Source organism: Caldithrix sp. (assembly GCF_056497305.1).
Window position 1 is genome coordinate 1 of the sequence record NZ_JBSMDE010000194.1, and the last position, 24,033, is coordinate 24,033.

Annotated in this window: 17 protein-coding genes; 1 reads left to right on the forward strand and 16 read right to left on the reverse strand. The window is 45.2% G+C overall.

Annotated elements, in window-relative coordinates:
* Positions 1 to 290 precede the first annotated feature (290 nt).
* Positions 291 to 2,591: a hypothetical protein gene (locus tag ACWB0I_RS15615; RefSeq protein WP_479389007.1), complete on the forward strand. Its 2,301-nt coding sequence runs from the start codon at positions 291 to 293 to the stop codon at positions 2,589 to 2,591.
* Between the two features lie 62 nt (positions 2,592 to 2,653).
* On the opposite strand, the gene ACWB0I_RS15620 is transcribed toward ACWB0I_RS15615, so the two are convergent.
* The 16 genes from ACWB0I_RS15620 to ACWB0I_RS15695 all read right to left on the reverse strand — a co-directional run bounded on the left by ACWB0I_RS15620 (position 2,654) and on the right by ACWB0I_RS15695 (position 23,682).
* On the reverse strand, positions 2,654 to 3,970 hold the full coding sequence (locus ACWB0I_RS15620) for a glycosyltransferase (protein WP_479389008.1): 1,317 nt from the start codon (positions 3,968 to 3,970) through the stop codon (positions 2,654 to 2,656).
* Between the two features lies 1 nt (position 3,971).
* A complete protein-coding gene (locus tag ACWB0I_RS15625) occupies positions 3,972 to 6,452 on the reverse strand; it encodes a PEP/pyruvate-binding domain-containing protein (RefSeq protein WP_479389009.1) in 2,481 nt (826 codons plus the stop codon).
* Complete coding sequence (locus tag ACWB0I_RS15630; RefSeq protein WP_479389010.1) at positions 6,445 to 7,410, reverse strand: hypothetical protein; 966 nt, start codon at positions 7,408 to 7,410, stop codon at positions 6,445 to 6,447. Before ACWB0I_RS15630 ends, ACWB0I_RS15625 begins: the two co-directional genes overlap by 8 nt.
* Before the next feature lie 455 nt (positions 7,411 to 7,865).
* Positions 7,866 to 8,270 (reverse strand): ribosomal maturation YjgA family protein, encoded by a 405-nt coding sequence (locus ACWB0I_RS15635; protein ID WP_479389011.1) that lies wholly within the window; start codon positions 8,268 to 8,270, stop codon positions 7,866 to 7,868.
* Positions 8,271 to 8,294: 24 nt separating this feature from the next.
* Entirely contained in the window at positions 8,295 to 9,023 is a 729-nt protein-coding gene (locus tag ACWB0I_RS15640; protein ID WP_479389012.1) for a hypothetical protein, read from the reverse strand.
* Between the two features lie 27 nt (positions 9,024 to 9,050).
* Positions 9,051 to 11,267 (reverse strand): FlgD immunoglobulin-like domain containing protein, encoded by a 2,217-nt coding sequence (locus tag ACWB0I_RS15645; RefSeq protein WP_479389013.1) that lies wholly within the window; start codon positions 11,265 to 11,267, stop codon positions 9,051 to 9,053.
* Positions 11,268 to 11,280: 13 nt separating this feature from the next.
* Positions 11,281 to 13,137, reverse strand: a complete 1,857-nt coding sequence (locus ACWB0I_RS15650) for a T9SS type A sorting domain-containing protein (protein WP_479389014.1) — start codon at positions 13,135 to 13,137, stop codon at positions 11,281 to 11,283.
* A 3-nt stretch (positions 13,138 to 13,140) separates the two neighbouring features.
* Positions 13,141 to 14,178: a UbiA family prenyltransferase gene (locus ACWB0I_RS15655; protein ID WP_479389015.1), complete on the reverse strand. Its 1,038-nt coding sequence runs from the start codon at positions 14,176 to 14,178 to the stop codon at positions 13,141 to 13,143.
* Positions 14,179 to 14,312: 134 nt separating this feature from the next.
* Positions 14,313 to 15,788: a LamG domain-containing protein gene (locus ACWB0I_RS15660; RefSeq protein ID WP_479389016.1), complete on the reverse strand. Its 1,476-nt coding sequence runs from the start codon at positions 15,786 to 15,788 to the stop codon at positions 14,313 to 14,315.
* Between the two features lie 13 nt (positions 15,789 to 15,801).
* The gene (locus ACWB0I_RS15665) at positions 15,802 to 16,662 is read right to left on the reverse strand and encodes a polyprenyl synthetase family protein (RefSeq protein ID WP_479389017.1); all 861 of its coding nucleotides are present in this window, start codon (positions 16,660 to 16,662) and stop codon (positions 15,802 to 15,804) included.
* A gap of 3 nt (positions 16,663 to 16,665) precedes the next feature.
* The gene (locus ACWB0I_RS15670) at positions 16,666 to 18,288 is read right to left on the reverse strand and encodes an ArnT family glycosyltransferase (protein ID WP_479389018.1); all 1,623 of its coding nucleotides are present in this window, start codon (positions 18,286 to 18,288) and stop codon (positions 16,666 to 16,668) included.
* Positions 18,272 to 20,011, reverse strand: a complete 1,740-nt coding sequence (locus ACWB0I_RS15675; RefSeq protein WP_479389019.1) for a glycosyltransferase family 2 protein — start codon at positions 20,009 to 20,011, stop codon at positions 18,272 to 18,274. The genes ACWB0I_RS15670 and ACWB0I_RS15675 overlap by 17 nt, the downstream gene beginning before the upstream one ends.
* On the reverse strand, positions 20,004 to 20,900 hold the full coding sequence (locus tag ACWB0I_RS15680; RefSeq protein ID WP_479389020.1) for a glycosyltransferase: 897 nt from the start codon (positions 20,898 to 20,900) through the stop codon (positions 20,004 to 20,006). Before ACWB0I_RS15680 ends, ACWB0I_RS15675 begins: the two co-directional genes overlap by 8 nt.
* A gap of 1 nt (position 20,901) precedes the next feature.
* On the reverse strand, positions 20,902 to 21,777 hold the full coding sequence (locus tag ACWB0I_RS15685; RefSeq protein ID WP_479389021.1) for a methyltransferase domain-containing protein: 876 nt from the start codon (positions 21,775 to 21,777) through the stop codon (positions 20,902 to 20,904).
* On the reverse strand, positions 21,767 to 22,717 hold the full coding sequence (locus tag ACWB0I_RS15690) for an NAD-dependent epimerase/dehydratase family protein (RefSeq protein WP_479389022.1): 951 nt from the start codon (positions 22,715 to 22,717) through the stop codon (positions 21,767 to 21,769). Before ACWB0I_RS15690 ends, ACWB0I_RS15685 begins: the two co-directional genes overlap by 11 nt.
* Positions 22,714 to 23,682 carry a polysaccharide deacetylase family protein gene (locus tag ACWB0I_RS15695; protein WP_479389023.1) on the reverse strand — a complete coding sequence of 323 codons (969 nt, stop codon included), beginning with the start codon at positions 23,680 to 23,682 and terminating at the stop codon, positions 22,714 to 22,716. The genes ACWB0I_RS15690 and ACWB0I_RS15695 overlap by 4 nt, the downstream gene beginning before the upstream one ends.
* Positions 23,683 to 24,033 lie beyond the last annotated feature (351 nt).

Below are 24,033 nucleotides of genomic sequence, written 5' to 3' on the forward strand. Positions count from 1 at the left end.
TTTTAGGGAGGACGTGTTGAAGAATTGGTTTAAATTATTTCTGCGAATATCTGCTAAATCTGCGCGAAATATAATTGTGATTAAAACAGTTTCTATCACTTTTGGTTGCGGCTATGCTGCCTTAGAACACCTCCCTTAAAACTTCTAAGCTTTCCTCCATTTTTTCTTAAACCTTTTATCCCCCAAAATCGTTTATTTAAATAGGTCAAACATCGAAAATTTGGAATTGAAAATTTTATTTTGTACACTATTGAGTCATTAAATTCATATATTAGAGAGGTTGGCGATAGATGGCCCCTTTAAAAAAATTTGCCCTTTTACTCTTCCTGCTTTTATTGCCTTTTCAAAGCATTGCTCAAATTTCAGATTACGACATCCTTGTACGCGAAGCGCGAGATTTGATCGAAAATTACTATTGGAAAGATGCTGAAATAGTTCTGCGTAAAGCTATTAAACTCGATAATAAACGCACAGAAGCCTATCTGGAACTGGGAAAATTATTGTTACTGCAACGCAAATGGCACGATGCTAAACCCTACCTGAACATGGTCATTAAAGCCGATGAAAACAACATCGAAGCCCATTACCAGATGGCCATTGCAGATCGGCAGGATGCTATTGGACGGGACCAGATATGGAAACGAATCATGTGGCGCAATTCCAAAAAGCACTTTCTCAAAGTCATTGAACTCGATTCCACTTACAAGGAAGTCTTTACAGAATTTGCCCATCTAAAATTACAACAAGAAGAATATGAAGACGCCATCAATCTTTGTTTACGTCAACTCCGCATCAAACCTCATGCGCCTAAGGCGCGATACGATATTTTCGGATTCTACGATTCATTCCTCTATCACGGAGGGGAAACAGCTATCATTCAAACACGCAATAAGGATGAATATCAGATCCAATGGCTAAAAAAACGAAATGGCCCTTATGACCAATACTTTCTCGGTGAAAAATACCGCCGTCTGGGACACTTTAATCGGGCCGATTCCATATTTTATGCTCTTCTAAAACGCCCATTACCCTTCCCCAAAATCCCTATTTACCTCTCTCTGGTACGCCTCTATTACCAGACCGATCGTCCCAAAATAGCTGAAAAAACCTACTGGCAGGCCATTGACCGTCTCAAGCATTTCTGGGAAATGCGCTTTGTGTTCGATGATATTAAATACATCATGACCGATAAAGACTTGCAAAAACGTTTTAAATCATTAAAAGCTGTCAAGGATTTTTATCACCGCTTCTGGAATAAACACAATCCATTAGGCAGCCTGCCTTACAATCCCCGTCTTGCCGAACATTACCGTCGATTAATCAAGGCCGAAAAAGACTTTGTCTATGATCGGGTGCGCCTAACCATCAATAACCCCGATCGCCTGGGCATTCTCAAATTACCACAGGTTGTTTTACGCAACACCAAGTTTAACGATAAAGGTCTGGTTTACATTCGCTACGGCGAACCGGATGACAGAGCCGTCTCATTAAGCGACGGCATGGTCTCCAATGAGTCCTGGCTTTATTACCCCACAGCTTACAACCCAAAACTGATCTTTCATTTTGAAATTTCCGAACACGCTCCACCCGGGGACTGGCGCCTGGTGCCCGTGCCTTCAGATCGGGGCATGCTGGAATCGCGCCTGGGATGGGACCCAACCTTAGACCGTTACCTCTTTGCCAATAATGAATTAGAGGCCCGCTCTGTACTGCATGAATTACGCATGCAGGCCGAGAATACTATCCCAAAAGCCATGGAAAGAGAACGCCCAACCTGGAGCGATACTCTCAAACCAATTTCCATGAACTTAATGTCTGCTCGTTTCCGTTCCCCCAACCTGAAAAATGACTACCTGGTCTGGGTTAGTATTGATCTTAACTCCCTCGACCGACTCAATACCACCGAAGACACCATCTACCTGGAAACCGGATTGGCTGTTTACGATTCAACCTGGGCCCAGTTAAAACGCTTCTTAAAAAATGTTCCTGTGGCTCTTCAGGACACGCTCCATGTCTTTCGCAATAAATACATCATTCCATACACATTCGAAACTGATCAATGCAAATTGTATCTGTCAACCCATGTGCGCAGCTCTCATGGCAATCAACTGGGCGGCTTCCGCTTCGCACTACAATCCGAACCATTTAGCCCTGACCAACTAAGCATCAGTGATCTGGTTCTGGGACGCAAAGTTGAACCCTCCACTTCAAAATCACCATTTGTATTTCATCACATGTTCATCGAACCCAACACCAGCTTTAAATTTGAACGTTCACAACTGGTCTATCTGTATTTCGAGCTGTACAATTTGTCCATGAAAAACGGCCAGACCGAATACGAAATCGAACAACGCATCCGCCCTGTTAAAACCAAAAATATTTTCACAAATTTTAAACGATTACTGGGTATTGGCACCAAAGAAATCTCGATTACCAGAACTCAGGTTGGCGCTTCCCCTACGGCTTCAGAATATTCCGCTTTTGATTTTTCATTATTACCAAAAGGGAAAAAAGAGTTAATTATAACCGTAAAAGATTTGAACAGCGGGAAAAAGGTAAGCAATAGAGTGGAGTTTGATTTAGTGGATTAAATAGGAAGGCGTAATACTTATTTCGGTGCAGATTATATTTTGCTTCAAAAGAAGGTAATGGTTCACAAACGCTGAATCATCTGCTGCACATCAAAATTGCGCTGAAGTTCTGATAGTTCATCGCTGACCTTTTTTATCCGCTGATACAATGCCTGATCATAGATCTGATCGATTTTGGCAATCAGTTCTTCAGCCTGTAAAGTCAAATTAAAACCAGCCAGCATGGAATACATCCCAAAAGGCCATGAAAAAATAATTTCTTGCATTTTTCCCTTAAAAGGCAAATAGAAGTCCCCGATGCCCAGTTCTTTCAATCTCCGCCCATTACCCTCCTGTTCCGAATGAAAAGGGATGGCAATGGAAGGTTTTCCAGAAAGCAGGGTCTCCATCATGGAGCCATAGCCCCCATGATGAATCACCAGATCGCTTTTACGAATAGCGGACAGACCATCAATCCAGTCCACAAAAAAAACATTGGTAGAACGGCCATTTAAATTCTTGGCGGGCACCAGTCCACCGGTTGAGACCAATACGCGAAAATCGCGTTTATCAAATACGTTTAAAATAGACTCAAAAAATTGCGCCTGTCCAAAACGATTGGCGCCCCCTCCAGCTGTAACGTAGATATTGGGCACATCTGCCGGTTCTTCAAAAAAAGAAATCTTTTGATCGACCATCGAATTTTCAGTCAATGGCCCACAAAACAAGAGCTTGTCTTGATGCCCGGCAATGGGCTCGATCTTTGACGTGGCCGGAATCAAATACAAATCCCCGCGCAGCAAATCTTCCGCACGCTTAATTCCCAGCAGTCCCAATCTCTCTAAAAGGGGTACAAATGGCTTCACGGCCTGCGGCTCTACCATCTGAGGAGGATGCTGCATCCACCACAAAAAATGAGGTGCCGGTGGAAAGCCGGCCAGTCGCGTAACTTGCACGACTGGCAACGAAAACTTTTTACCTAAAATAAAGGTCAAGAAATGGGTATCACCTACCAGAATATCTGGCTTAAACTGCTCGGTAATTTTGCTTAACTTTTTAAAGCGTCGCATTACAATGCCGTAAGACAAGTATTGATCTCTGGGCACCTGGTAGGCCAGTCCGGAAAACATTAAAAAAATGGGAGGCCGCTCAGGCTTTTCAACCATTCGAATCCCGGGCCAGAACGGTCTTCGAAACTGAAATTTTAAAATTTTTTCCTTTTTAGTATCTAATAGAAATGTGGCAATGCCGGCTTCAATTCCTTCCTGAAAATGTTTATTTTCCAGAACCAGCGCTGCCTCATGACCGGCTGACTGTAATTTTTTGGCCAGATAAATACAACGACTTACATGTCCACGCCCGCCGCCATGATCGCTGGGAATCAGTAACACACGCTTCATCTTACTGAACAGCCCCTTTCAATATTTCAACCGTTCCTTTCTGTCCATCGACCCGAATCCATTGTCCTGTTCGAATCTTTTGCGTAGCATTCGGCACCGCCGCCACCATAGGAATGTGAAACTCTCTGGCAATGATCGCCCCATGCGAAAGTGCCCCGCCAATTTCTGTCACAACCCCACTGACCAGCGCCATTAGAGGCGTCCAGCCAGGATTGGTTGCCCTGGTCACTAAAATGTCTCCATTTAATAACTGATCGCTCTGACGCTCGGCATCCAGCACAACACAGGCTCTTCCTTCAACAATCCCGGAACTGCAAGGCAAACCGCTCATCTGAGCCCCTTGCGCAGTCTCTTCTGCAACCGGAATCCATTTATCACCTATTTGTTTCACTTTAAAAGGATGCCTGAATCTCAGCGCCTTCTCCCTCTCATCTTTCCTTAGCAGAATTAAGAACTCAGCCTCTTCTCTGGACAATTTGCCAGATACAAGGTCTCTAAACTCTTCCAGTTTCAAATAGAAAACATCCTCTTCATTTTCAAAAAATTGCCCTCCGCTTAAAAGTAGTTCGTTTCGGAGCAAAGCCAGCCATTTTAAAATTTTTTGTTTTAATAGTTCTCTGTGAAAACTAAAATATTCTGCCTTGCTCAACAAATGCCTGAACAACGCTTTCTTTGTTCTTAACCCCTGTCTTTCAAGATGGTTGCTGATTTTTTCAACCAGCATTCGACGCTCGCGCTCCGTTTGCTGATATTGCTTATTAATCGCCGCATAGCCTGAATCGGCTTTAACGTACTGTTTTAGAGTATTGAAAATATATTCATAGTCTTCGCCCCAGCGTGGATAACTGATTTCAAACTCATGCAGTGCAGCATGGCCAAAACTGTCCAGAAACAGCCTCAATTCCTTTTTTAAAATATCAGAAGCAGGCAAATTTTCCCACCAGGCAATTAAAGCCTTCGTTTCCGTGGTCAAAAAAACATGACGATAACGCTCATTCTCCTGAATCCAGTGCGCAATTTCCCATAAAGCCAGCGTGGGCTTGAGACTTTCTACCTGACCAATGCCCTGCAATAATTTACTGGCGTCCACCTCACTTTGGGGCAATGCCTCATGGCAGAATTTGTCCAAAAGCTGGTAATACAATTCAGCCAGAATAGTCACACTAACATGAATTTTCATCAATTCTTTTAGCATCCGAACCGCTCTCTGGATGGTCTTAAATGGCTGACGATCTTTTCTTAAATGACGCAGACGCTTAAATTCCCGCTCCTGCTTTTTAATCACGCGTTTAATTTTTCCGGGTAACATGTTGCTAAAAGCAAACAGCCGTAATAAAGTACCAGAAAATTTCAGAGTCTTTAACCCATTCAACCATACGGACTGCCCAGGAATCAAATAATGACTAAGATAGAAACTACTGACCATCTTTTGATAGGCATTGTGATTGAAATAAACCTTCCCCTGATACAGAGTAAACAAAGTTTCAAAACCAGATTTTATTCCATTCCGCTTTAAAAAGAAATGGTAAGCCCGATTGGTAATCGGTTCCAGAATACTCCAGGTGAACGGCGTAACCACATCCGGAATGACCTCTCCCACATTCTCCCTGGTCCAGATCACCATATTTTGTAAAGTAGTAATAGGCCGCACCTGTAAAAAATAAAACTGATGATCGGCGTAAGCCCACTCCACATCGACGGGCTGCCCCATCAATCGCTCCAGACGCAGAACCTCCTCCACCAACAATGACACATTGTCAAAAGGCAACATCAAGTCCGCGCTCTTAGCCAGATCGAGCCGATTGAGTTCCAGATGCATTGGTGTTTCTTCTCCGCTAACCAGAGCCTCACCCTGCCCTTTTACATATTCAATGACGCAAAGCTCCTTTTCCGGTCGATTCGGATCCACAGAGAACGCCACGCCCGCATATTCTGCCGCTACCATAGCCTGTACAATGACGCCCATTTTTAAGCGCGGCGCCGGCAGATCATTTTTCTGGCAATACTCCCAGACCGTCCTGTCAAACACAGAAGCCCAAACCGCTTTAATCGCTTCCCACAGAGCCTCCCTATTCAGCCTGACTTTCAGAATCGTCTTGTATTGTCCAGCAAAAGAAAAATGGCCCTGGTCTTCGCTTAGCGCCGAAGAGCGCACAGCGACCTCATCGACTCCTAATGCCTGCCACTCGCTAACCAGAGCGTCGAGTTCCTTTTTAAAGTCCGTTTCCAGAGGTAAATCTTCCAGCTGATTGCTTATTTTCGCCAGAGTTTGAAACAAATCCTGCGGATGGTCCGGCCAGAGTGAAGCGATTTGCCTGACCTCCGGAATTTTACGTATCGCCTTTTCAAAAGCCGCCACCGGCACAACCCGGGTAACCGGCAGCTTAAAGCCCCATCGCATTAATCGCGAAAGATTAAAGGCTTTTTGCCCAAAGGCCTCTGTTGATCTGACTCTTTTTAATGAAACAATCCATTTAGCCATTTAAAAACATCTCTTCGCCAAAAATTTCAACTGTTTCTCCGGCCTCGGTTCGGGCCTGCCGGCGCTTGCGCAAATAATGCCCATTGGTTAACACCTTAACCAGCCAGGAGAACCTTTTCTTTTGAATGGCCAGCCCGGCAATCACTTCGATGATTTTCATGGGCCAATTAAAAACCTGCGGCCAGCAGGCCACTAAAAAGCGAATATCATCGGTGATTTGTTCCGAAGTTAAACGGAGCTTCACAGCCTCCTCTCCCGATGCGATTTCCCACTCATCTTTCCTGAAACCGATGGCTACATTTCGTTCAACCTGCACAGCATCTGCCCTACATTTCACCAGCAGTTTACCAATATCCCCATCAACAGGCTTTACTGAGCCCACAATCCACAAAGCCTTTTTAAAATAAATTTTGGCCCACTGCCAGTAGGCCAATTCCTTTTTCAGATTGATGTTACCCCTATTTGAATCGAAATAACCTTTACCTTCAATCTTCATAGACACAGCCGATGCCTTCTTATGCTGTTGGTAAACTATTTCCCCTCTGGCCTGCGCCTCAGGCATGAACAATTTCCATTGAAAAAATTTGTCCTGTCTGTTATCAAACAGATCAAGAACTAAAGGCAATCCCTCCCTGAACCGGCTCTCCAATTCAAGGTGAATCTGAACCGTGGCTGACTTTACCTTAAGAACCGATTTTGTATTGCCAATTTTTAAATTTAAATAAAAACCAGCTTTTGTTACAATTAATATTTCTTCGGATTGTTGAACCTCTCCTTGCGGAATGGCAAAAAATTCATGGAAAATGGATTGATTCTGGTAATAAAGAAAAACATCGAATATGGCAATTTTAAACTGCGACATAAAGGGACGAGTGTGTAGCGTAAACACCAGGTCATGACCATCAGCTTGATGGACGTCAATGTAAAACCATTCAAAAAGGGAGGGATTTTCATTCATCACTTTATCCTGTCCGTACAAAATTTTTCATCGGTTCTTAAAATTCTGCTATTAAAAAATCTAAAGCAGCAGTGCCGCAACAAAAATACTTCTTTAAAAAATGACAGGCCGTTGCCCGGAACCCTTCAATTCTTACACTCATATACTCTTAACTTTACTTTTCTAACAGCAGAAGTCATTTCATGAATTAGCCCTCACCCCCTCGATCCCCCTCTCCCAGAATCAAAGTCTGGGAGAGGGGGAAGGCTTACCACCTGTGTTGAAGATTTTCTTTCATGGCCCCATTCACGATTAATGGAAATTCGCTATGTCAGCCCGATGCTCATTCAACCCTTCAACAAATCAACAATTCAACAGATTTGCTTCTTCACACTGCATAAAAATTTTCGCATCCCGCTGTGGCGGGAATAGATCTTTTAAAGGAAGCATTCCCAACCATAGCAACGATTGTTATTTTACTCTGGAAAGTGCATCTGGGTCTTTATTTTTTTAATCCACCACCAGCCAAGCAAGGCGCCTAATACGTAATAAAAAAAATCGCTCAGTACAAATGTGGTTCCCAGTAGCACTTTACCAAGATAGTAGGAACGGGCCCATTGCAAAAAGGGCGGATGCCACAGCTGGGCAACTTCTAATAGACTGGTAATGACAAATACGATGAATGCTACCGTTTTCTCTGACCAGAAGGGGTTGAAAAACGCGGCCACCAGACACCAGAAGGTAACGTAAAGCAGCCCTCCAAGGGAATCATTAACCCAGCTGGCCAGTGGCCCATGATACGCTTTGGTTAAAAATCCAATCGGCGTGATGATCATAATAGATAGGGCAAGAGCCATCCGAATTTTTAAGCGTTGTTCCATAGCCTGAAAAATGTTTGCTGGTCTTTAATTTTTTCTGAATTGGTCTGCCTTAAAACGATCATTATGCGCAACGCCGGAAAATAACTCATAATACTGTTTCGCCTCCCCATAAAACCGGCTCTTTTCGATCAGCTTTCGCGCTTGTTCTTTGTACTGCTTACGATTCTGATCCGGATACATGCTTTTGTGCCACTCCCCTCTGAAAAACTGATCATTTACCTTTTTCAGTTTACGAAATATTTCCGGCTCCTGTGCGCTCTGATTGTGAAGTAGGGAAAAGTCTCTGGCAAATTTTTGATTCACCTGCAAAATACACGTATTAAATTCACGAACCACTGTTTTAAAATCAACGACCACCAGATGAGGCCTGATTTTTTCCAGCGCTCTGTAAAACCGAATGTAGGCTTTCAAATACAAATCAGCATCGTTGGAATGTTGAAAAACCATAAAAGAAGCCACCGCCTCCAGTGGATCGCGAATTAAAAGAAGCGCTGGAATTCCCCATTTAACGGCGCGTAGCAATTGAGCCGGAACATGCAGATGGTGGGCAATTTTAACCTCTGGATTAGCCAGTCTGAAAGCCACCACCGCGTAAGAGTTGGCCGAACGCGGAAAGCCCTCAATACAAATTTCTGTGTCATGCCTTACTTTCATTTCTTTAAATGGGTAACGAAGGGCAAAAACCTTAAAATAAAGAGCCGGATACGAACCTAAAATACTCTGCATGTAATACCAAAAATCAGATCGTTTCATAAGTCGTTTTCTTTGATGGAAAAAGGTCTATTTAAGCAGGGTCATTTTTCCCAACCACTGTTTTCCGCGGGATTGAATCCTGTAAAAATAAATCCCCGAACTGAGCAATTGGCCGGCATCATCCCGCGCATTCCAGGCAATTTTGTGTGTTCCGGCCTCCAGTACGCCGTTCCATAAATGACGCACTTTTTTCCCCCTGAGATCGAAAATTTCTATGCTCACTTCCTGACGTTCAGGTAGGGTAAACTGAATATGGGTCAGAGGATTGAAAGGATTTGGAAAATTAGGAAAGAGTTGCACGGTTTGCACAACATGTTCCGCATCTTTAAACGTAGTAATTGTTTTCAACAACTCCGTGGAGCCATCAACACCAACCGCCCATAATTGGTACCACGCAAACTGATTTTGGGCTGGCAGGGTATCCACAAAGGCGTAATGTTGAGCCGAGGAAGTATTGCCCTGCGCTGGAATTAAAAAGTTATTTATTTTCTGAAAACTCGATGTTTTTGGTTGCCTCTTTTCATTGCTCACCGCTTTAAACAGATTAAAGCCCTGCACATTGACTTCGCTTTCCGTACGCCATTGAAGATAAACCAGGCTGTCTTTGCGATTTGCTGAAAAAGCAGAAAGAGTAACCGGCAATGAATAATCCCCATTTTCGGCAAAAACGAGAACACGGAAAACCGTTGGCGTCTCATTGGCGTACAGTTTGAGAGTATGCGAACCGCCGGCCACCGTATCCTTGATCAGCACGGTTTTAGTGTCGCCGTGCAGGGTATTGCCCTCAAAACCGAGGCTGTCGCCCCAGCCAAAATCGGTATTATCCAGCTCGATACGTAATTCATCGTCATCCGTGCTGTCAATATTGACATTTTTAAAATCCCAGCCGGGTTCATGATCGGCACTGGCGCTGACATAGATGGCAATAGGACCGGCATCGCAACTGAATGAAAACTGCTTCCATAAATAGTTGCTGCTTCCGGCAGGAGCCGTTTCATTTAATGTCTGATCTAATACTAAAGTGCCCTCTAAAGCATTTAACACATTCACATCGTAGAGAATGGGCGTGCTTTGACTGTAAAGCTTAAGGGTATGACTTCCGGCCGTTAAAGTTGGCGTAAAAACGAGAGTTTTAGGTTGCCCGCCATCCACATCGCCATTCCAGCTATTGAGATTATCGTAGCCATAATCCGTAGCATCCACAACTACTTTCAGATCATCGTCGCCATCATAGCTACCTAAATTTTCGGCTTTGGCCGTTATGATAATAAAGGTGTTTCCGGCATTGGTGTCAAAGGAGTAGGATTTCCACAAACCATCCGAAACACCGTCGTCTATCTCACTTTCATAGGCGCGCAAACGTAAAAAATCTGAAGCATCAACCGGACTAACAAGATAACTAGGATCGTAATTATTTTTCCGAATCTCCACAAAATCGACTACAAAACTGCTGGTCCCCAACCAACCATTGTAAAATACTTCTATGGTATCCGGAAGTCCTTGAGCGGTCCGATCAATAAAATGGTACACCAGATTATCATTCCAGCAGTGAAATTCATAATCCTCATTAAGCACGCTGGTCGGCGTAAAATCGGCTGGCGTAATACGTTGCACCAGGTTGCCATCCACGTAATGCTCGTAATAGCCTTCACTGGTCCCGGCCGAGTACCGGACCATGCGATAGGTATGCCATTGCGTATTGTCCACCGTATTCAAATTACTGAATTTATCATTCTGATCATCCACGCCATTTTCTGTTCTGGCCCGCCACCAGGTCTCATCCGTAGCCCATGAAGAATCGGGATGCGCTTTTTGTTCCATAAACCAGACGCTCTGATTGATGGTCACCGGAACGCCTTCCGAACGCCAGCTCCCCCAGCCCCGGCTGCCTACAGGCAGCGCATTTAAGGTTTTGATACGTATGGTAATGTCAATAATCATATTCTTATCGTAAATACGGTCCGTTGCCGAGGCAAAGCCTATATTTTCCATCCCGGAATAGTCGCTCTGCAGGCGGCCTCCATTTCCACCACCAAGCGGATCAACCAGGTCGGCCTTTAAATAGCCCTGGAATACACCTAATTGATGAGAAGAACTACTGGGCGGACGGATAGAATTTTTCCACCAGCTCGAGAGAGTGGTCCCATCAAAATCGTCGCGTTGCAAATCTGGGACAATATAGGTTTGGCCCATAACAAGAAAAATATTACATAATAAGAGAAGAATGGCACGTTTACTGATCACCTGTCTGTACCCTTCACTTCAATAAGACCATTTTACGCATCTGGCTCTGACCGTTAAATGTTAATCGGCAAAAATAGATACCCGAGGCGAAGCGCTGCCCCGTATCCCAGCGGATTTTATAATTTCCGGCATTTAGCCTGCGATTAATCAGAGTTTGGAGGTTTCGTCCATTCATATCGATAATTTGCAAAACAACATGTCCGGCAGCAGGGATGTGGAAAGGAATGGTCGTTACGGGATTGAAGGGATTGGGGTAGTTTGCTTCCAGGCCAAATGTTTTAACCAAATTACTTTTTTTCGTTTTAAGAGCGCTTGCGCTCTCTTTATTTTCCACGTAAACCACTACATTGTAAACAGTGGGTGTTTCATTGGCATATAATTTTAAGGTATGGTTTCCGGCAGGTAAATTTTGCATGATCAAAATCGTTTTACTATCACCAAAAAGTCGGTTGCCCATCATGGCGCTATCGCTTCCCCAGCCGTAATCGATATCATCAATCATGATGCGCAACTCATCATCATCCGTACTGTCGATGTTGTCGTTTAGGTAATCCCAGCCGGGCTCTTCATCGGCGCTACCGCTGATGTAAACGGCCGCCATACCGGAATCGCAATTAAACGTAAAGGTTTTCCAGAGATAGTTTTGGCTCCCTGCCGGCGCTGTTTCATTGAGCTGCTGATTAATCACCAATTCCCCATTCGGCGATTCCAGCACGGTCGCATCATAAAGAATTGGGGTGGCTTCGCTGTAAAAACTTAATTGATGACTCCCGGCGGCCAGAACCGTATCAATCATGATCGTTTTTACCTGTCCGTCGTCTGTATTGCCATCCCAGCTGCGAGCCGTATTGTAGCCAAAATCTTTTGTATCCAGAACCATCTTCAAATCGTCATCGTCATCGTAGCCATCCAGATTTTCAGCTTTGGCCGTAGCTAAAATGATGCAGCGTCCGCCGCTTACCGTAAAATCATAAGGACCTTTCCACAGCCCATTTTGCACCCCATTATCGATTTCGTTAATCACCTGGCGTAAGCGCACCGGACCCTGTGCAGGAATCGCATGCCCATATTGATATTTTCCGCTCATGATTTCCACAAAATCCACAATAAATGTACAGGTTCCAAGCCAGCCATTGTAATAGACTTCGATGGTATCCTGTCCTGAATAGGCGTTCTGTGTGTGGTGGTAAACCAGATTATCATTCCAGCAATTGAAACCAAAATCCTCATTTAAAATCCCTCCCAGATCATCCGGCGTGGCATGCACCAGTGGAATGGTATCGCCATCCACATAGAGCTCATAAAACTCTCTCCCCTGACGATAAACCCGATAGTAATGCCATTCCTGCGGCGATACGGGCGGAACGGCTTTTACTTCATTGGATTCAGAAACGCCTCTGGATATCCTGCCATACCACCAGCTTTCTGTGCTGGCCCATGGATAGCTGGAATCTGCTTTTTGCTCCATAAACCATGAGGCCTGATTGATTGTAATGGGTACGGCTTCTGAATGCCACAGTCCAAAACCCCGGCTGCCAGGCAATAAAGGGGTCAAATATTTGATTCGGATCCGCACGTCGATGGTGTCGTCTTTATTATAGACCATCATGGTGTAGGCCGTACTAAAGCCAATATTTTCCATCCCCTCGCCGTCTGATTGCAAAGACCCGCCCTGGCCGCCGTCTAAACTATTAACCAGATTGGCTAAAAAATATCCGTTGGAAACAACCCAGGAGTGATTGACCCCCCAGATATTTACCGTCCACCAGCTCTTTAAATCTTTAAAATCATCCCGTTGCAGATCCGGAATGATATATGTTTGAGCATGTAGAAAAGCTACACAACTTATCAAGATTAAAATTCTCTTCATTCTTTAACCCCTTAATTTCTGAGTTAAGAATTGGACCACAAAATTACTTTTAAGAATTTGCAAAGAGTACAACCGTCTGATCCCTATCTGAAAAATCAGTAAAACAATAAAAGCCGCCGATTGTTTGATCGCCAACAGATTTAAAGCCAATGGCAAGGCCACAGTCGGATAGGCGTGGTGCAAAAATTGAGCGAGATTCCGCCGCTCAGGATCAAACGGGTTCTGGGACCACTGGCTCCTGTCCAACCAGAACCAGATTAGAGCGCCAAAATAGATGCCTGCCGTTCCAGCCCAGATCCATTGGCTCCATTTCGCATCCCACTCTATGATAAACGAAATCTGCAGTAAAATAATGGCCAGCATCACTTTTTCCAGGTGCAAATTAAATGTGAACCAACGTTGCACTCTATCGTAGCCTTTGCTGACCACAAATGTACGCGTTCCTGTTTTGACATCGTTGCTGTAATCTTCCAGCTGATGATTCAGATCCGAAGAGAGCCCTCGTAAAAAGACGTACATTAAAATACCAGGCCAGAACATAACATTCCGAAAATCAAACGCAGCAAAAAGAATAACGATGGGTAACAAACGCTGGGCTATGACCACAAAAACAATATTGGCCGTTCCACGCTCTTTTAAACGGATCGGCGGTAAACTGTAAAAAGTCGCTATCCCAAACCAGATTAGACTCAGCAGAATAAAGTAAGGATGATTCCAAAAAAAGATACTGCTCACAACGGCCAGCAATAGCACCACAAAGACCACCATGTGAGCTTTGCTTCTGGAATCGTTTTCAAAGGTATTGGGCTTACCATGCAAACGATCCAGCTCCATATCGGCATAATCATTGATTAAATAGCCGTAGGTGGTGGCAAAAATGCTAAATACAATAAATAGCAGGCTGTCTGTGACAAACACCCAGCCACTCCTCTTTTGTACAAGCGCAATCAGGAACAGGACAAATAAATTTTCGAAAACCGAATTGTAACGAAATACAGCCCAGTTGCGCCAACCAATGTATTTTTTAATGAACTCGCCCATTTTTATGTCAGTCGTTTTATTCTGAATTTATCCGATTTTTCTGAAACAACCATGTTGCAGATCACCGGGAATTAAAAAAAATGATCAACCGCAGTCAGCCATAAAAAAAGACGCTGGATGGCCCTTCCCGGGGCTCAGCGCAACTGAAAAAGCAACAACCGGTGTACCCTGGGTTGGCCACTGAATTTGAGGCGAATGTGAAGGGTGTCGGCTTGGGGATGGATGACCATGGCTCTGGACTGACACGCTCCGAATGCCTGGTTTCCACAAAACGATAAGGTTTTAGAAAAGGACCGATCTTTACCTTGCACAAACAGGTTCAAATCTTCGTCCTTCTCTTCCAGGTTGAAGGCTGTTGTAAAAGGATCAAAGCCCGGCGCTTCGTTGAGGCTGGCCGCCACATAAAACAACAGGGGTCTGTTTTTCTGTACCTGAACAACCCATTCCGTCTCATCCTTGGATGGCGACCAATTTTGTTTTTCCAAAACCATGGAGCTCCGGCTACTATCGAGCAGTAATAGATCGTACAACACAGGCGAGGTTTTCCCTTTGAGGTGCAAAACATGGCGGCCAGGCGTAAGACGCAGCGGGATCATAAAACTGCGCGTTTGCCCCCTGCCCACTTTGCCCGTTAATGTTTCTACAGGAACAGAATCCCCATCCAGAAACAACAGCAGCTCATCATCGGTGTCATAGGCGCTCCAGCTTTCCAGACGGGCATTGATCAGGCAATAGACCACAGAACTTTGGGATGTGAAGGGAATTTCTTCAATGTTAAACACGTCAAGTCCGGTAAACACATCGGCCCATTCTTTGTAAAAGAGCACAGCCGGATGGGCCAGCTCCGTTACTCCAGCAGATGGAAAATGATCGGTTGTAATCTTAACGTAATCTACGATCAAAGCATTTTCACCAGACCAGCCTGTTCTTAAAATACCCTCTTTTGAATAGACCTGATTATCAATCCAGAGGTGAAAAGAGAGCCGTCCAAAAGGCACCAGACCGGCCGTTTTTAAAACCAGGCGATCATCAATCCAGAAGAAGGTCGTTTTGTTGACCAAATTACGCTCAATTCGGTACACATGCCACTGTTGTAAATCGGGTTGCCAGGTTACGATCTGGCGTTTTCCACCGGCTACGGTGCCGGCCAGATGCCAGGTTAAAGAGGGACGTCCCACAGCCTGTTGTTGCATGAACCAGGCCAGCGAATGAGCCCCCTTGCCTTTTCGGCTCTTCCACAGGCCCCACCCCCTGCTCCCCGGCTGCATGGCCGTAAGCAATTTAACCCGTGTTTCCACGGTCAGCTTTTTAATCGCTTTTGAGTAGATGTTTTGCGCTTCTGAAATGCCTACATTGCATTCCAATGTATTTGAGGGATTTTTAAGCGAAAGCCTGAGATATCCATTAGCCAGGGTGAGAGCCTGTTCATCATTCTGGGCCGTTCCATCTTTGTGGTAAACCCACCAGCCGTGTGGCTGGTTGAAGTCGTCCAATTTAACGGGCAATATTTGCTGCTGACTGCGTAATAAAGAAGTGCCCCCCAATAAGAAGGCCATAAGGCTTAAAACAAAAACAGACCTGGAGTAGCCAGGCCTGATTGTATGGTACATGTTTTCAGGTAAATTAACGAACACGCTGGATCAAATACTCGCTTAGTTCCAACAATCCCTTCGCTTTGTCACCAAAGATTTGCAGCGCTTTTTCCGCCTTTTCATGGTATTCCTGCAAATAGTTACGAGCTTTTTCCATACCCACCAGCTTCACAAAATTCATCCGATCGTGCTCGAGATTTTTTCCCACAATCTTTTCTTCGCCGATCACATCGAGCATGTCGTCAACAATCTGGAAGGCAAAACCGATATCATCCGAAAAATCCTGGATCGCTCTGGTTTGTTGTGCATCGGCATGGCCGATCAGGGCGGCAATCTTGCCGGCAGCAGAAAACAGGGCGGCCGTTTTTTTCTGGTTGATGAACTCAATAATTTCGAAATTAACGTGTTTGTCTTTAATTTTCAGATCGACAAATTGCCCGGCAGCCAGCCCGTTAAAACCAAAAGACGCGCTGAGTACCTGCCCGACCCCCAGGCGTTCATCTGCTGTTAAATGTTGGTCCGAAAGGACCAACTGCATTCCTTCAGAAATCAATCCGATACTGGCCAAAAGGGCCACATCCTGGCCAAACACTACATGATTGGCCGGTTTACCGCGCCGCAACTGAGAATCATCCATATAGGGCAAATCGTCCATGATCAAAGAGGCGGCGTGGATTAATTCAATGGCACAGGCTGCATTAATCAAGCGCTCCTCAGGAACGTCGAATAACTCGCCCGTAAAAAAAACAAAAATAGCCCGGATGCGCTTTCCACCGGCAGCTGAATAGGCAGCCGACTTGTACAGAGCTTCGATCAGAGGATTGTCATTCTGTAATCGTTTGTCAATTTCATCATCGATTAAGCGCTTAATATGCTGCATTTTTTCTTTCATGAGTCACTCCTTTTTTACACGCAAAAGAAACATCTTCTGATTATCAAACGTCCTGGCATCAATCAGTTCCAGAAATTTTGGCCATCTCTGCCTTTCCGGTTGCCAGGGCCTGCGGAACCTGTCTTTTTGTTCAATTAAAATATAATCAACTTGTTTTTTAAGCAAATATAATTGCAAAGAATCCAGCGGCGCAAACGGCAAAACCACATATTTCTTACCGGCATAAAACACCGGCTGCGGAACCGTGGCCCCGATCACCACCTGCTTTTTCAGGCTGTTTTTTAGCCAGCGTCCTGCGCTAAAATAGTATTCGCCTCTGGACAAATTTTTCGCTCCTTCTGCAAAAGCCGGAAGGGCGGTCAGCAAGGTAAACAGAATCAAACCTGCAAGGATGCCATTCTTCCTGGTTGTTTGATTAACCGGTTTAAAAAAGCTCTCCGTAAACTTCAGCAGACCAAAGGCCGCCACAGGTAATAGAATCAATCCCGGAAAGAATACAAAACGCTGTTCCACATTGGCCAGCAAAACCAGGACCGTGGGCAGCATAAAAAAGATACAATACAGCACGAGACCTTTGTGTTTTCTCCAACGGAATTTTAAAAGACCAACAACCAGAAAAATCAAATAACCCGGAGGCAATATTAAGCCCAATAAAAATTTTTTCAGCGCTTTAATGAAATTGGTCGAGGCAAAGGACAGAAATTCCTTGAAACGCTGGCCGCCTTTTTTTTCTTTTAAGGCCCGGCTTTCCAATTGCTCGGTGCCATTAAACAGGGCATTGGCCAGCAGTTCATCTTTGGAAGAATTCAGAGCATAGCGTACGCGATAAAGATGTTGTTTAAAATCTGATGTTTGACCGTTCTGTTGCTCCCTGGCCAGGAAATATCTGGAAATCCGGGCATGCACACGGACAAACTGAATTTTAGGATACGCCATCACCTTACCGGAAATTGAAAACACGAACAGACCGTAGAGAACAGCAAAGAACAGAACGATACCACTAAAAGTCAGCAGAGCCCCTATTTTTTTACGCCAGATCAACAGAATCAACACCATCATCACAATGTAATTTACCGATTCCGGGCGGGTTAGGTAGGCCAGCCCGCAAGCGAGGGCTGCAATGATTAAAAATTTACGCTTCTCTTCTTTCAGATAAAAGAGCAGGCTGGCAAAAGATAAAAAAAGAAGGAAGAAAAACAGGGATTCCGTGGCCACTTGGGCAGAGATAAAAACAAAAGCCGGATTGAAGCTTACCAGCAATGCCGCGATGAGCGCCCATCTTTTGTTTTGAGACAAGTTAACAACAAACCAGTAAACAACACCGATAAGCCCCATACCAACAAGGAAGGAGACCGTTTTCCCGGCAAGGACCGGATTCAGTACCAATGAGAACAATCCCAAAATCAGTGGATAGAGCGGGGGCTGGATGATATCCGGGAATTGGCTACCATTACTAACATACGCTCCGGAATGAATCAAATGATAGCCCAGGGAGGCATAGTGCGCGCCGTCAGGCGAAAGGTAGTGATTGGAAAGCATAAACCACAAACGTAAAAGTCCGGCGGCCATTAAAAAAAAAGAAAGCAGCAGTGACGCGGGTAATTGATCTTTAATCACTCTTTTCATTCACTTGATCATCCAGAATGTGTACTTCTTTGGTTGTGACCGAGATGTCCCAGATAAAGGGATTTTTGTCCCGCAGATAAAAATCGAGCAGGCCCATAAAACGGGCGATTGCTTCAAAAAAAATCAACAGCCCAGTGTAAATGGTCTCTTTAATGGTCCAGCGCTGTAATTTCAAAACCAATTTTAAAATCCTGGTGGCTTTAAGGGTGGTCACTTCATAGCCAATCAAAGCTTTTAAATGGCGGTGACCGGAGGCGATTCGGCGGCGCTGTTTAAAGAAATCGCGTAGAGTTTCTGGGCCTTTATTGGAAACATAGGCTTTTGGGGCATAGGCCAGTTTCAGACCGGCTTTGGAAATAATGGCTTCGATGGCAGCCTCATCAACCGCCGTGTATTTTGGGATGCGCGAAACAATATTTCGAAAAGCGATCATTTCACCGCATTTGGGAGATTCCAGCGCCATGTGATGGTGCAACTCCCACAATTTGTGCACGCAAAAGCCCACAAAGCTCTTTTTATCATTCACCGGAATGGGATGCGCCCCCACCATGCCAACATCGACATATTTAAAGGGCTTGACCAGCTCCTCCACCGTATTTTGATGCGCGATGGTATCTGCGCTTTCAATGATGACGATGTCGCCGCTGGCCTGCTGCAAAAATTCATTAATGGCGCTGGCTTTCCCTAACCTTTTGGGCTGACGAATGAGCCGGATGCGCTGCTCCCTTTGAGCAAAGCTCTGCACGATGGTATCGGTGCGGTCTGTAGAGCCCGAAGATACGACCAGAATCTCTTTGATAGTACCGCTTTCAACCTTTTGTTGTAACAGGGCCTCCAGGCATCGGGCGATATTTTTCTCCTCGTTGTAGGCCATAACCCCAATACTGATCTCATAGGAATCCTTTAATTCAAAACGCCCTTCATTTTTTAATTCCGGCGAATTAACAAACTCTTCATACTCATCCACAAAACGTTCATATTCACGTTTCAAATAGACCAGATGGCGAAAAATCTCCCACCAGGGGGCGCGAAATTTAAAAACATAGCGAAACGTTTTACGCCTCGTGTGCAGACTCACTTTGGAAACGGCATCGGGCGTTCCTCTGTAGATGAAGGGAATCTCTTTTACCCGAAAATGGTGCTGATAGGCCAGATGCAACAACTGAATTTGCGCAATATAGGCTTCGTTGTACAATTCATCCAGCGGAATGCTCTGCAACAAATGTCGCCGGTAACAGCGAAAGCCAGAAGTAAAATCCCAGATAGGTTTTACCAGAATGTAAGAGACAAACATATTGGCCAGCTTACTGACCAGCAATTTCCGAAAGCGCCAGCCTTCGACGCGCACTCCGTCGATGTAACGGCTGCCAATAACCAGATCGTATTTTTCCGAAACCTTTAAAAAATCTTTGATGTAACGGGGGGAATGCGACTGATCGCCATCCATGGTAAGAACCGGATCATATCCATGTTCCAGCGCAAAAGCAAAGCCCATGCGCAGGGCTTCTCCAAATTTACCCGGATTTTCCTGATAGATGATTTTAATCTGCGGATGGTCTTTTGCCAAAGTCTCCACAATTTGCCCGGTGCCGTCTTCGGATCGGGCATCAACCACCAGAACATCCAGCTGGGGATATTTAACGACAATCTCCAGTAAAATATCCGCAATATGCTGCGCCTCATTCCATGTAGGAATAATTACCAGACCACGGGGCTCAGGCATCGGTCTTCTCCCAAGCCCCCTGTAAAAATCCAAACGCCCAGGGTACAAGGCCAATCGCCAGAATGCCTGTGGCTAATGGGTGTTCTCGTATGATTTCTGACCTCCATTTCAGAAAAACCATAACGGTGCGCCACAACTTGACTACAGGTAAAATAGGCATTGCGAGCGTAGCAAGCAATTTATTTCGGGCAATCAAGGCTCCCTCCAGGGGCAAAATTTTTAACATGCGCGCCGTAATTCGGCCCACCCGTTTCTGGTGCTGTAAATAGGATTTCATCGTACCGCGGTGGTGGTGAAAAATTTTGGCTGAAGGAATAAAGAAGATTTTGCCCCCATTTTGTCTTAAACGATAATTAAATTCAAGGTCTTCCTGGGGATAATAACGGGAATTAAAATAACCAATTTTTTTAAAAACACGACGCTTGTAAGAGATGTTACAGGTAGGAATGTGTTCTCTTTCGCTCGGCGGGTACTGCGCTAAAAATTCGCGAAACTCGGCCATGTAACCGGCCCAGGCTACATCATTGTCCCGCTCGTTGCCATTTTCTACCGCGCCTCCAACCGCATCGTAATCGTAATGCCGATGCACCGAGACCAATTGATCTAACCAATCGGGCGCAGCTTCACAATCCGAATCAATAAAACAAATGATGTCGCCCCGGCTGCTCTTCACCCCCGCATTCCGCGCCGTACCCGGATCGGTTTTGTGCTCAATACGAATTAATCCAACCTCCGGAAATTGCTCCCGGATAATTTCCGGCGTGCGGTCCGAAGAGCTGTCAACCACAATGATCTCAAAGGCTTCATCAAATGACTGATTTTTTAAAGCCTGCAAACAACGGCTAATGGTCTTTTCCGAATTGTACGAGGGGATAATCACAGAAACCATTTTATTGCCTGTCAAATATCAGATATTGGTGATGAGCCCAGAGCTGTTTTACCGGAAAAGGGGCCCTCTCTAAAAATTTAAACTTAAATACCTCCTCTGGCATGTCGGGACGTTCCCCGGAAAAGTAATCTACAATGCTCATCCTCTGAGGCTGACCGGAATGCGTTTTACTCCGATTGAAAAAGCGTAATAGGAAAGCGAGCTTCAGCTTACGGAAAAGAGCTTCTTTTTTTAAAGGGAAATCGGGCCAGGGGGGAATATCAAAATATCCTTTTTCCCTGAGTTGCCAGCCCGACTGTTGTAAAATGCTGCTGATTTTCGACGCTCTAATATTTTCAAACTTTAAATCCGGAAGGCGCGCGCCCGGCCAATGCTTGCGCAACTGGTAACCGAGCCCCAGGCGATTGGGCACACAAATAAAAATGACCTGGCGCGTCAGGCGGCTTAATTCCATTAAGAACGATTCCAGATTCTGAACAAACCACAAACTGGCAAAATTCCAGCTTAAATCAAAACTCTGATCGGAAAAGGGGAGTTGCTCGTAGCGGTCGGTCAAAACAAAGTGCGCTTTTTGCCCTAACGAAGACCACACCTTTTTCACCTGCACCAAACGCTCCAGGTGGTCATCAACAAGGGTCACCTGTTTGTGTTGCTGTGCCCACCACAGGCTATTGATGCCGCTGATCCCGGTCATTCCAAAGCTGGGCACCTCAATCAGACGCTCAATTCGGTACTGGCAATTCAGCCGCTCAAAGAATTCATGCAATAAAAAACGCTCGTAAGTTGTGCCCAATCCTTCATGCGGATCTTCAAAATATTCGGGCCAGGTATCAATGATAGGAAAGAAAAAATTACTTGCAGAAGATTTAATAGACATTGTTGGCCAAATATCCTTTTAATTGTTCTTCTGTAGCGACTGGCACGTAGCCCAGCCTCTTTAAGGTAGAACGAATATCGTAATACCAGGATTCACTAATCAATTGCAGACTGATCTTTAAAGAATCAAGGCCGGCCAGTCGGCAGAATTGTTTGGCAGCAGTAAAAAGCCCATGAGGCAAAATCCAGAATTTCCCGCCTTTTTCCTTCTGAATCAGCCGAACCAGACGAGCCAGGGCGATGGCTTGCTCGTCCGCTACGTGGTAAATCCGATTATCAAATAGATCGCCGGCTACCACCTCACCGATCAGGTGAGCAAAGGCCTGCACATCCAGCAAATGGATCAAAACTTCTTTTCGGGGAATAACCATTTTATGGCGCTGGATCAGCTCTACCATTTTTATAATAAAGCCATCGTCTCCTGAACCATAAGTGATGGTCGGTCGCAAAATGAGCGTTCTAAAATGCAGATCCTGCCAGGCCGTTACCAGTTGTTCTGCCTGATATTTGCTGCGGTGGTAGGGACCGTCGGGATCAGGACTAAGGTTGGCTGTTGCGGGAACTGTGGCAGGAATCGTACCTAAAACGCCAACGGTGCTAACATACAAAAACCGTTTTATTTGGCGTTCTCTGGCCCACTTCAACAGCTGCCTGGTTCCCTCAACATTAACCTGCCGATACTGGTCTTCCGTAGCTCTGCCGGCGCCTCTGATGGCCGCAAGATGAATGGCCAGATTGATGGGCTCTCGTATTTTTTCAAGAAGATGCAGATCGTAAAATTGGCCGCTTAAGGGTTGAAAATGGGCATGGCTTATCAGGCCCTCCATGCGCTCCAATGCTCCAGGACGCAGCGGCGCAAAAATGCGGTGTCCTTTCTGCAACAAACAGTGTGCCACGTGGGAGCCAATAAAACCGGAAGCGCCGGTCAACAAAATATTCATGCTCGATCTTTGTACAGTTCGTACATCTCTTTTAACTGAACGTAATGGATGGAATGGTTGTGATTCAGGTATGTAAAATAGTCATCCAGACGTTTTAAATAGCGCTGCACATCCTCATCCGTTTTACAATATTTTGAACCGCCAGGCATGAGCTCATTGGAGTGGAACATCATATTCAGAAACGTGGTTCCGTAGGCAATGAGATGATCACTTAACTGGATCATCTGCTGCAAGGTGGCGTACGATGGTCGCAGCCAGTAAATATCGATGTCCCATATTTTTTTTAACAATCTGCGCAAGCCAATATTGGGTAAATGGATGTAATGGCGGGCTAAAACTTTAGGTACCTTTTTATTAAAGCCCACGGTTACCGGAACTTCCAGGAGGGATGAATCCCCTTTTTGCCGGATGTCTGCAGGATCCAAAAAATAGGGCTCAATGGATTCCAGATAGCCAAATGAGGGTTCAAAAGCCTGTTTGCCCACCCTGAAGGGCACCACACTGCTGTCGACGCGAACGCCTAACTGTTCCAGTACGCTGACAGAAGAAGCATTAAACCCATAGCGTCCTGCCCGATAACTGACGGGTTGCTCTGCCAGCTTGTCGGCGATGATCTCGGAGAGAACTTTCAACTTTTTGTACTGTAATTCAGGCGGCAGATTCATGGGGAAAGAATTGGCCACCGTGCGTTCTTCTTCATAAGGCGGATTCACCCAGGGATGCAAATGTAAACCGATTTCAGCCTGATGCGCATCGTGAAAGGTTTTTAAGATGTGCATGGCCGTTTCATCGATAGCCACCGGGTAATCAATTAAATAGGTTGCTTTTACGCCATGTTTGTCAAACAGCTCCTGCAGAGGTCGCAGGAACTGAATATTGCGCACGGTGTAGTTCGTATGATCGTGATAGGCTGTGCCCCACTCGCGTTCTTCTTCGGTGTCGATGGTTACTAAAAAATGGATCATAATGACTGCATTCCTGTTAGTTGGCTGATTGGGTAATTTGTTGAATGGTGCCTACGTGTCATTCTGAATCCCGCTTCATCGGGATGAGGGCTCACGTCAGGCGTCATCCCGAAGGACTTCCGACCTGTCGGAAGGACGAGGGATCCCTTACACTATTAGTGAGAATTTCATTTCACTTGCACACAGTACAAATGTAATTAGCATGAACAGCGTAACTCAAGCTTTAGCTCGAGACTGATGTAAGGACGAAATAACAATTAGCAGGCTTAAAGCCTGTGTATACCGGGAGTTTCAATTTCCACTTTTATCCCGATTTTCGGGGCGAGGGGGCTGAGGGATGAGGGCTACCCA

Bases quoted from the DNA above. Each gene is read 5' to 3' on its own strand.
- ACWB0I_RS15615 (WP_479389007.1), top strand. From the start codon at position 291: ATGGCCCCTTTAAAAAAATTTGCCCTTTTACTCTTCCTGCTTTTATTG.
- ACWB0I_RS15620 (WP_479389008.1), bottom strand. From the start codon at position 3,970: ATGAAGCGTGTGTTACTGATTCCCAGCGATCATGGCGGCGGGCGTGGA.
- ACWB0I_RS15625 (WP_479389009.1), bottom strand. From the start codon at position 6,452: ATGGCTAAATGGATTGTTTCATTAAAAAGAGTCAGATCAACAGAGGCC.
- ACWB0I_RS15630 (WP_479389010.1), bottom strand. From the start codon at position 7,410: ATGAATGAAAATCCCTCCCTTTTTGAATGGTTTTACATTGACGTCCAT.
- ACWB0I_RS15635 (WP_479389011.1), bottom strand. From the start codon at position 8,270: ATGGAACAACGCTTAAAAATTCGGATGGCTCTTGCCCTATCTATTATG.
- ACWB0I_RS15640 (WP_479389012.1), bottom strand. From the start codon at position 9,023: ATGAAACGATCTGATTTTTGGTATTACATGCAGAGTATTTTAGGTTCG.
- ACWB0I_RS15650 (WP_479389014.1), bottom strand. From the start codon at position 13,137: ATGAAGAGAATTTTAATCTTGATAAGTTGTGTAGCTTTTCTACATGCT.
- ACWB0I_RS15655 (WP_479389015.1), bottom strand. From the start codon at position 14,178: ATGGGCGAGTTCATTAAAAAATACATTGGTTGGCGCAACTGGGCTGTA.
- ACWB0I_RS15660 (WP_479389016.1), bottom strand. From the start codon at position 15,788: ATGTACCATACAATCAGGCCTGGCTACTCCAGGTCTGTTTTTGTTTTA.
- ACWB0I_RS15665 (WP_479389017.1), bottom strand. From the start codon at position 16,662: ATGAAAGAAAAAATGCAGCATATTAAGCGCTTAATCGATGATGAAATT.
- ACWB0I_RS15670 (WP_479389018.1), bottom strand. From the start codon at position 18,288: ATGAAAAGAGTGATTAAAGATCAATTACCCGCGTCACTGCTGCTTTCT.
- ACWB0I_RS15675 (WP_479389019.1), bottom strand. From the start codon at position 20,011: ATGCCTGAGCCCCGTGGTCTGGTAATTATTCCTACATGGAATGAGGCG.
- ACWB0I_RS15680 (WP_479389020.1), bottom strand. From the start codon at position 20,900: ATGGTTTCTGTGATTATCCCCTCGTACAATTCGGAAAAGACCATTAGC.
- ACWB0I_RS15685 (WP_479389021.1), bottom strand. From the start codon at position 21,777: ATGTCTATTAAATCTTCTGCAAGTAATTTTTTCTTTCCTATCATTGAT.
- ACWB0I_RS15690 (WP_479389022.1), bottom strand. From the start codon at position 22,717: ATGAATATTTTGTTGACCGGCGCTTCCGGTTTTATTGGCTCCCACGTG.
- ACWB0I_RS15695 (WP_479389023.1), bottom strand. From the start codon at position 23,682: ATGATCCATTTTTTAGTAACCATCGACACCGAAGAAGAACGCGAGTGG.